The following is a 7,751-nucleotide window of genomic DNA, read 5'->3' as shown; positions in this document are numbered from 1 at the left end:
CTGATGACTAGGGCGTTCAATTCGGTGCCGTCTGGCACTATGACGAACCGTGGCTCAACGCCTGCCTGCAAGCAGGCGCGGTATCGGTGGCGACCGTCAATGATGCTGTCTCCCATGACGTGAATGGGCTCGCGTAAGCCGTTGACCGCAATGTCGGCCACCAACGCGTCGAACTCAGCCTCGGGCATGCCCGGAAAGAGCTCACTGACCGGGTGAAATTGCAGCCCCTGCATCACAATGCCTCCTCATCAATGCTCAAGGTGAATGACGGTTTGCCAGCTTCGACGGTGCGCGCGCCGGCAAACTGCTGCTGTAACGCCGGTGGCCAGTTCGTGTAGCGGGATTCGGAAACTGACAACTTGATATCGATGTAGCTCTTGACTTGCTCGCCTGACGCCACGACGCGCTCGGCGATCTCGCCCAGTTGCTTTTGATCCCAGCTGATTTTTTTGGGGAGCTCAAACTTGATGCGCAGGGATCCGTCGCTGATGTGGGCAGTGCCAAAGTCGCGACCAGATTCCAGAAGCGCCGCTTTGGCCTGTTCTTCGTAGCACTGCTTCAAAGCCGCATCAAACTTGGTACGGGCTTGTTTGAGCCACACAATGGCTTTTTCCAGATTGACATCGACTTCAAGTTTTTGAGCGGGTGTCAGTTGGGCCAATTGGCTCACGGACATTTCGGCGATGTCGGCAGGAAAGATGGTGAGGTCAGTCATGGTCACAGCCCCCTTCATTGGTAAACCGAAGTGAAAGTGGAGTGGCGCGAGACGCGGCGCTCATAGGCTTCGATCTCAGAGATGAGATATGTGACCCGGGCACCCATCTTGCAAAAAATGGGTCCGAGTTTTTCTTGCCGCCAGCGGCGCAGAGTCTTGACTGAAAGACCCCAGCGCTGGGAGAGCTCGAGCTCGTTGATGGCGATGCGGGTGGCGACGTTCGGAAAAGGCCGGGTAACTTTCCGTCCAGACTGAACATTTGAGACAAGGTTTTTCACAGCGAGACTCCATTTGTTTAGGAGCCTCTATTCGAGTTCTCAGGGCCTTAGGCTCAGACGGGTTAGTTTTGGGTTTAGACAGACTTTGCCCGCGACTTTCCTGCCGTGGAACCAAGCTAAGTACATGATTCAAATAAGAAAACTTTTACTTTTCGGTTATTTCGTTTTTGGTTATTTCGTTTATACTCACTTCAATTTGAATTTCTCCCCCTATGAGGTGACCGATATGAATGCTCCTGCCACCCCCAAAACCCTGCCGTCGCAAGAGGACATCACGCTTGCTCGAGAGTCAGGGCGCGCCTTATCAACCGTGTTGCTAACCCGTGCCGAAACCCAGCAAATTGACTTTCATGACGAAAAAGGCGCAGTGCGCACTGTGCACATCCCTACCTCGGCCCTGCGTCTGCTGGTGGAGGTTTTGACAGAAATCGGACAAGGCAATGCGGTGTCCATCATTCCAATCCACGCCGAATTGACCACGCAGGAAGCCGCTGACGTACTCAATGTTTCACGACCGTTCCTGGTTCAGATGCTTGAGAAAGGTGAGATGCCTTTCCACAAAATCGGCACCCATCGCCGGGTGCGCTACCAAGACGTGATTGAGTACAAAAAACGCATTGACACCGAGCGCCGTAAAACCTTGGATGAGTTGGCTGCGGAGGCACAAGAACTCGAAATGGGGTATTAACGCCTATGAGTTCGCACTTCACAGTTGTTTACGACGCATGCGTGCTCTACCCAGCGCCGCTGCGCGATTTGCTGATGCATCTGGCGCTCTCCGATCTTTTTCGGGCTCGCTGGAGCAACATGATTCACGACGAGTGGATACGTAATGTTCATGCGAATCGGCCTGATCTCAGCCGTGATCGCCTGGAGCGAACACGGAATCGAATGAATCATTCTGTGCGCGACTGCGTGGTCAGTGATTTCGAGTACATGATTTCGTCCATCAGCCTGCCTGATCCGCACGACCGCCATGTAGTCGCCGCCGCCATTCATTGCGGAGCGAGCCTGATCGTCACATTCAACCTGAAAGATTTCCCGGACAGTGCGCTCAAGCCCTACAGCCTTGCCGCGCAGCACCCCGACGACTTCATCGTGGATCTTCTGGATCTGCACCCTGCCGGTGTGCTGGAGGCTGCGGCCAGTCACCGACGGTCTTTGAAATCACCACCCAAAACGGCAGACGAATACCTGGACACCTTGCTAGCGCAGGGTTTAACTCAAACAGTGGCGGTGATGCGCCAATGGACTGTGGCCATGTAAGACGGCCGAAGGGAAAAATCATGGGCAAAAAGACCCTCACAAACGCACACTGCTTACTTGATCTGATTGAGAAGGCGCCGATATCGATCCTTAAGACATTCAGCTGTCTTACTGAATGCCAAGCACTGGTCAGAGGTTTCGACTGGTCTCAAAACGAGAACGATTTGTGCACCAACTTGCTGGAACACATCAAGAATTTACGCAAGGAACATCGGGATTCGGCCGAGCGCGAGGCGTTGCGGGTCATGCGTTTGACCTCGCCACGCGGCGCAGCGATTCTCTCTACTGTTGCTGACCAACTGCACGATTCTGACCTTCAGGGTGAATTCTTGGGTCAGGAAGGTGGGGAAATGGGGCGTGCTATCTGGATGCGCACCCACTCTGACGACACCGCACGACTGTTTGATGTAGCCGAGACCATTTTGAACACAGGCGACATTCGCGGTAACAAGCGTTTGTATGATGCTTTTGACGTTCCATGCGACGATGAGCCGCCACCGTTCATTTGGAATGACACCGTCAAGAAGGAACTGGAAACGCAGCTGACCAAGGTGATGCGATTAGCCGAGCCATGCGAACTGGTCTACGTCCCGATGCTCGATCCAGACAAAAATGGCACCAGCAAGACAATACATTTTTTGGTGGTGCGTTTTGCTGGTGATCAGGTTTCTGCCATTCAAATGGTGAACCGCAAGCGCAAGAGCTTTTTCTATTTCCCTGCACGCGATGCCACACTGGTTTACTCAGCAGATCGCAGGGTGGTTGAAGTCTATGCACACACCTTGTCCACCAGAGCGCCGTTGGCGGATGTTCTGTCAAAACACGGCTTCAAAATACCGTTATCGAACCGTCCGCTGAATCGTTCGCGTTACGACTTATCTCCGTTTGCACAGCCACTGAAAGATGTCAAGCCACAGATTGACGGAGCCAAGGTCGAACGCCTTTATCTGACCGAGGCCAAAGCCTTACTTCACCACGCCACCGATGCAGTCACCTTGCATATCGACAGCGGTGTCGACCTGCAAGATGTCATCGGCGGCCGCTGGAACGGTCATCCCTTCTCAGAACCCGGCGCCATTCTTGGTGTAACTCTGGTAGCTGACCTGGTACTGGAAGGCGAAAAGGTCGAAACGCCACTGTCGATCATGTTGGCGGAGCCCGGGCGATGCAGTTTGCAGGGCGAACGCGATCCCCGCATGCGTCGGATTGGCACTCAATTACTCGAAACTTTGGGTGCGCTCAAACCCTTGCATCCAGGCTCGGGAATAGACGATCCCACGTTTATCAAAGAGGTCGCGCGCCTGCTGGAATATGCAATCAGTCCGATGGACGGTTTTGCCCTGGCGCATCTGGACATCAACATTGACCGATTCGCAGATGAGGGGATTCTCATTGAGGCAGACCGCATCACGGAAAAAGTCGTGGACTGTGCCGATGGCGAGCGCTTTACGGTCAAGCTGGAACGCTGCGTTGACCCCAGCCAAGTTCAATATCGCGACCCAATCAGTGGGCATGACATCATCCTGCCAGCCAAACATGCACGCCGCTGGAAAGTTGACTTTAACTGGTTGCGAGAGGAAATCATTACCGCGCTGGGAACTTCCTTGCGTGGGTTGCGCGGCAAGGGTTTGGATGATGAGCCAGTATTCCTCGGTGAAATTGATATCGACGGACACCTTGTTGCACTCTACTTTGCCACCAAAATGTCCAACGAGCGGCAGTACGCCAGGGTGGATGCGGCACTACGGTTGCGGCCGCGAACCGTGCCTGGAATCGTTTTGACCACAGCGGCCATCCCTTTTGCGTTTGCGGGAACGAATGTCATCGTCGCCATCGAAGATGTGCTGGCCGTGGGTAAATCTGCCACTGTCATTGACGATGCACGACTCAAGGTCGCATATCGTCATGGCCAGTTGGCGGCGATGGGTGGCACCAGCATCCAACTGAAGGTATCGTCAGACGGCCAGTCAGCAGTATTGCATCTCCCCGGAAAAGCACCATGGCGCGTTACAGGTGCTGGGAAAATCAAGGTTTTACAACGGCTGGTCGATGCATTTGCCACCGAGACACCACACGTGAATACCAAGATATTAATGGCGGACACAAGCTGCGAATCGCCAACGAACCTTTTTTCGAAAACATCACCATGGCGAGACTACTTGGTAAAAGTTAAAGGTGCACGCGCATGGCAGTTGAACCTGCCGATGTCCGATGAACCCGTTGATGACGACGAAACCAAGGTCGCAACTCAATTGGAAGAATTGGCGACCTGATTCACGGGCTGGCTGGCAAACGCGTCGATCATCAAAAAAGGGCTCCGATTGCTCGGCGTTGCCCTACCTTACCCATCATCTTGGAGGATTTGATTCATGATTTGTGGGTCTTTCAAATGCCCTTTGCAAACCATGAAACCCATCAAACTCATTCCCCCCGAACAGATGTCAGCGCGCCAGCGAGCGGCCGAGATCACATCCATCCTGGCTGCTGCCATTATGCGCACTTACACCAGTGGTCAGGACGCGACAGATGAAAATGAAAGACAAGTTGGACTTGGCTTTTCTGGTCACCAGCGCGTTCATACGAACCCCTATCAATAAAGGAGTTCCACATGAACCAAACTACCCAGTCAGTATCAGCCCAAGTGGCTGCACTGTCGAGCCTGCCAATGCCAGACCTGTGGGCGCTATGGGATCGATTTTTCAAACGCCGCCCGGATAACCCAAACCGCAACTACGTTGAGTCACGTGTGGCCTACAAACTTCAGGAACAGGCTTTTGGTGGCTTGAGCGCAGAGACGCAGCGACGACTGATCAACATCGGCATGCGCCACTCCAAGATCAAAGGTAGGCAGAGTGCCCGCGACATCGAACTGGCACCTGGCACGGTCTTGATACGCGAATGGGGCGAGCGTGACCACAAAGTGACTGTCACCGCCGAGGGCACCTTTGAATACGAGGGCAAGTATTTCAAGAGCCTGTCAGCGGTGGCGAGGCACATCTCCGGCACGCCATGGTCAGGGCCGCTGTTTTTTGGCCTCAAAACCAACCGCAAAGAGGCAGCATGAACGCGAGTAGCCAAATTGCATCGCCCAAGCCGCGTAAACGTTGCGCCGTGTACTGCCGCGTCTCAAGTGACGAGCGACTGGAGCAGGAATTCAACTCCATCGACGCCCAAAAAGAGGCTGGTCAATCCTATGTTGCAAGCCAACGCTCTGAGGGGTGGATTCCGGTGGCGGACGACTACGACGACCCCGGGTTTTCTGGAGGCAACATCGAGCGACCTGGACTCAAGCGCCTAATGGCCGACATTGAGCGCGGTCTGGTTGACATTGTGGTGGTTTACAAAATTGACCGATTAACCCGCAGCCTGGCCGACTTCTCCAAAATGGTCGAGGTGTTCGAGCGCCAGGGCGTGTCATTCGTGTCTGTCACCCAGCAGTTCAACACCACCACGTCCATGGGCCGCTTGATGCTCAACGTGCTGCTGTCGTTCGCACAGTTTGAGCGGGAAGTCACCGGCGAGCGGATCCGCGACAAAATTGCTGCCAGCAAACGCAAGGGACTGTGGATGGGTGGTGTTCCGCCCTTGGGCTACGACGTGGCCAACCGACTGCTAGTGGTCAACGCGACTGAAGCCGATCTGGTGCGTCGCATTTTTGGTGAAATGCTCACCATCGGGTCGCCGACACGCATCGCGCAGGGCTTGGCCAGTGAGGGCATCACGACCAAAGCCTGGACAACGCAAGACGGTCAGGTGCGCAGCGGCACCCAGATGGACCGGAAATACTTGTACAAGCTGCTGCGCAATCGCATCTATCTGGGCGAGTTGTCGCATAAGGGAAGTTGGTTTGCGGGTGCTCACGCACCAATCATTGACCACGGTCTGTGGGGGCAGGTGCATGAAGTGCTGGCGCGCGATCCGCATGTGAGGTCGGTGGACACACAAACTCGAGAGAGCACCGAGGCTCTTTTACGAGGTCTGCTGTTTGGCCCCAGTGGCGACCCGATGTACCCGACCTACGCAAGTAAAAACAAGCGCAAGTACCGCTATTACGTTTCCAAGGCTGAGATGCGGTTTGGTGCAGCTGGTAAAACGCACGAGCGCATTCCGGCCGCCGAGGTGGAAGCGGCAACGGTCAACCAGGTCAAAACGGTGCTGTCCAGCCCGGAAGCCATCACCGCCGTTTGCAAATCACTTGAACTACAAGGTGTCCAGATCAACGAGGATGAGATCGTGATGGGACTTCACCAGCTCGGGCAGGCCTGGGAACAGCTGTACCCGGCCGAGCGCATCCGGATCGTCAAATTGATGATTGAGAGGGTTGATCTGGTTGCGGGTGGACTAAAGGTGAAATGGCACGCCGTGGGCTGGAAGGAACTCATCAAGGAGTTTGCCGCGAAAGGCATTGGTGCTGAACTGGTGGAAATGGAGGCAGCATGAACGCTGACCTCGAATCGTTTGTGCCCCTCACCTATTCCCGACGTGGCATTCAGCGGCTGGCCACCACCAGCGCGGTGGCGCACGACACGACGTTTTTGGCGGGGCTGAGTCGAGCGTTTTACTGGAAGAGCCTGCTTGACACAGGAGCCATGAAAAGTGGTTCTGAGATCGCCAAGAATGAAGGCCTTCACCACTCGGTGGTCAACGAACTGCTGCGCCTGACACTGCTGGCTCCGGACATCATCACGCAGTTGATGTCCGGCAAACAACCACGGCGGCTGAGCTTGATGTGGTTTCAGCGCAACCGGCTTCCGGTGGACTGGCAGGCTCAGCGCACCATCATCGACGGCTTCAAATAGGAATCAACATGGCAAGAAAAGACAAGGGCATGGTGACTGGCGAGCCGGTAACGTACCAAATACCAGCGCCAGCAGGCGGTGTGCAGATGGAGACGTTCATTCCGTGGACGTTGGTCAAGCGAGGTGTCCGGCGGCAAGTGATCACGCCAATTGATGCGCCGGAGCATTTTCAAAGGGAAGCGGTCGTTGAGCGAATTGCGCGCAAAGAGGCAAAAGACAGCCCGTTGATCCGGGCGCTGGGGCTGGCGCACTACTGGCAGCGGTTACTGGACGATGGAAAGTACCGATCGCTCGCGGAAATCGCTGCTGCCGAAGGCATGGACCGAGGCCAGGTAAGTCGGACGGCACAGTTGACTCGGTTAGCACCGAAAGTTATTCAATCCTGTCTGTCCGATATTCGTGGCGGGCCGAAATTGGAGACACTTGCTCGGGCTTGTCATGCAGATACTTGGGCTGATCATTCGTCACTTGTCCCAAGTGAACCAGAAGGTCGTCAACAAACTTGATTCCTGACATTCAGGCTTATCAGGATTGATGTGAACCTCGGCAACACGGTTCCAATCGAGCGTGTGACCTGACCAGCGGTTGGGGTTTTCTGGCGTGCCACACAAGTTCGACACTTCCGGCACATAAGTAGTTGATTCCATTAGAAACGGACTTCAAAACGCAGACTAAAAAACGGGCTTAGTCAGG

Annotated in this window: 11 protein-coding genes; 8 read left to right on the top strand and 3 right to left on the bottom strand. The window is 54.8% G+C overall.

The window, feature by feature from the left end:
* The 3 genes from IBX54_RS10260 to IBX54_RS10250 all read right to left on the bottom strand — a co-directional run.
* The coding region (locus IBX54_RS10260; RefSeq protein ID WP_296542560.1) for a ParB N-terminal domain-containing protein at positions 1-233 on the bottom strand (233 nt) is incomplete at its 3' end.
* The gene (locus IBX54_RS10255; protein WP_296542559.1) at positions 233-715 is read right to left on the bottom strand and encodes a hypothetical protein; all 483 of its coding nucleotides are present in this window, start codon (positions 713-715) and stop codon (positions 233-235) included. The genes IBX54_RS10260 and IBX54_RS10255, both read right to left, overlap by 1 nt.
* A 14-nt stretch (positions 716-729) precedes the next feature.
* Positions 730-993, bottom strand: coding sequence for a DNA-binding protein (locus IBX54_RS10250; RefSeq protein ID WP_296542558.1), 264 nt, complete (start codon positions 991-993; stop codon positions 730-732).
* A 226-nt stretch (positions 994-1,219) separates the two neighbouring features.
* On the opposite strand from IBX54_RS10250, the gene IBX54_RS10245 reads away from it, so the two are divergent.
* The 8 genes from IBX54_RS10245 to IBX54_RS10210 all read left to right on the top strand — a co-directional run bounded on the left by IBX54_RS10245 (position 1,220) and on the right by IBX54_RS10210 (position 7,564).
* Positions 1,220-1,681: a helix-turn-helix domain-containing protein gene (locus IBX54_RS10245; RefSeq protein ID WP_296542561.1), complete on the top strand. Its 462-nt coding sequence runs from the start codon at positions 1,220-1,222 to the stop codon at positions 1,679-1,681.
* A 5-nt stretch (positions 1,682-1,686) separates the two neighbouring features.
* Positions 1,687-2,259 carry a PIN domain-containing protein gene (locus tag IBX54_RS10240; RefSeq protein WP_296542557.1) on the top strand — a complete coding sequence of 191 codons (573 nt, stop codon included), beginning with the start codon at positions 1,687-1,689 and terminating at the stop codon, positions 2,257-2,259.
* Positions 2,260-2,279: 20 nt separating this feature from the next.
* Positions 2,280-4,532, top strand: coding sequence for a hypothetical protein (locus IBX54_RS10235; RefSeq protein WP_296542556.1), 2,253 nt, complete (start codon positions 2,280-2,282; stop codon positions 4,530-4,532).
* Between the two features lie 132 nt (positions 4,533-4,664).
* Positions 4,665-4,856 (top strand): hypothetical protein, encoded by a 192-nt coding sequence (locus IBX54_RS10230; RefSeq protein ID WP_296542555.1) that lies wholly within the window; start codon positions 4,665-4,667, stop codon positions 4,854-4,856.
* A gap of 11 nt (positions 4,857-4,867) precedes the next feature.
* Entirely contained in the window at positions 4,868-5,323 is a 456-nt protein-coding gene (locus tag IBX54_RS10225) for a DUF2924 domain-containing protein (RefSeq protein WP_296542554.1), read from the top strand.
* On the top strand, positions 5,320-6,699 hold the full coding sequence (locus IBX54_RS10220) for a recombinase family protein (protein WP_296542553.1): 1,380 nt from the start codon (positions 5,320-5,322) through the stop codon (positions 6,697-6,699). The genes IBX54_RS10225 and IBX54_RS10220 overlap by 4 nt, the downstream gene beginning before the upstream one ends.
* Positions 6,696-7,058: a site-specific recombinase resolvase gene (locus IBX54_RS10215; protein ID WP_296542552.1), complete on the top strand. Its 363-nt coding sequence runs from the start codon at positions 6,696-6,698 to the stop codon at positions 7,056-7,058. Before IBX54_RS10220 ends, IBX54_RS10215 begins: the two co-directional genes overlap by 4 nt.
* An 8-nt stretch (positions 7,059-7,066) precedes the next feature.
* Positions 7,067-7,564 carry a LacI family transcriptional regulator gene (locus IBX54_RS10210; protein ID WP_296542551.1) on the top strand — a complete coding sequence of 166 codons (498 nt, stop codon included), beginning with the start codon at positions 7,067-7,069 and terminating at the stop codon, positions 7,562-7,564.
* Positions 7,565-7,751 lie beyond the last annotated feature (187 nt).

This window comes from Rhodoferax sp., assembly GCF_014859475.1.
Taxonomy (GTDB): domain Bacteria; phylum Pseudomonadota; class Gammaproteobacteria; order Burkholderiales; family Burkholderiaceae_C; genus Rhodoferax.
Note: the sequence above shows the minus strand (reverse complement) of the source record. Positions and strands in the feature narration are given on the sequence as shown.

Coding starts and splice junctions, on each gene's coding strand:
- IBX54_RS10255 (WP_296542559.1), bottom strand. CDS start 715: ATGACTGACCTCACCATCTTTCCTGCCGACATCGCCGAAATGTCCGTG.
- IBX54_RS10245 (WP_296542561.1), top strand. CDS start 1,220: ATGAATGCTCCTGCCACCCCCAAAACCCTGCCGTCGCAAGAGGACATC.
- IBX54_RS10240 (WP_296542557.1), top strand. CDS start 1,687: ATGAGTTCGCACTTCACAGTTGTTTACGACGCATGCGTGCTCTACCCA.
- IBX54_RS10235 (WP_296542556.1), top strand. CDS start 2,280: ATGGGCAAAAAGACCCTCACAAACGCACACTGCTTACTTGATCTGATT.
- IBX54_RS10230 (WP_296542555.1), top strand. CDS start 4,665: ATGAAACCCATCAAACTCATTCCCCCCGAACAGATGTCAGCGCGCCAG.
- IBX54_RS10225 (WP_296542554.1), top strand. CDS start 4,868: ATGAACCAAACTACCCAGTCAGTATCAGCCCAAGTGGCTGCACTGTCG.
- IBX54_RS10220 (WP_296542553.1), top strand. CDS start 5,320: ATGAACGCGAGTAGCCAAATTGCATCGCCCAAGCCGCGTAAACGTTGC.
- IBX54_RS10215 (WP_296542552.1), top strand. CDS start 6,696: ATGAACGCTGACCTCGAATCGTTTGTGCCCCTCACCTATTCCCGACGT.
- IBX54_RS10210 (WP_296542551.1), top strand. CDS start 7,067: ATGGCAAGAAAAGACAAGGGCATGGTGACTGGCGAGCCGGTAACGTAC.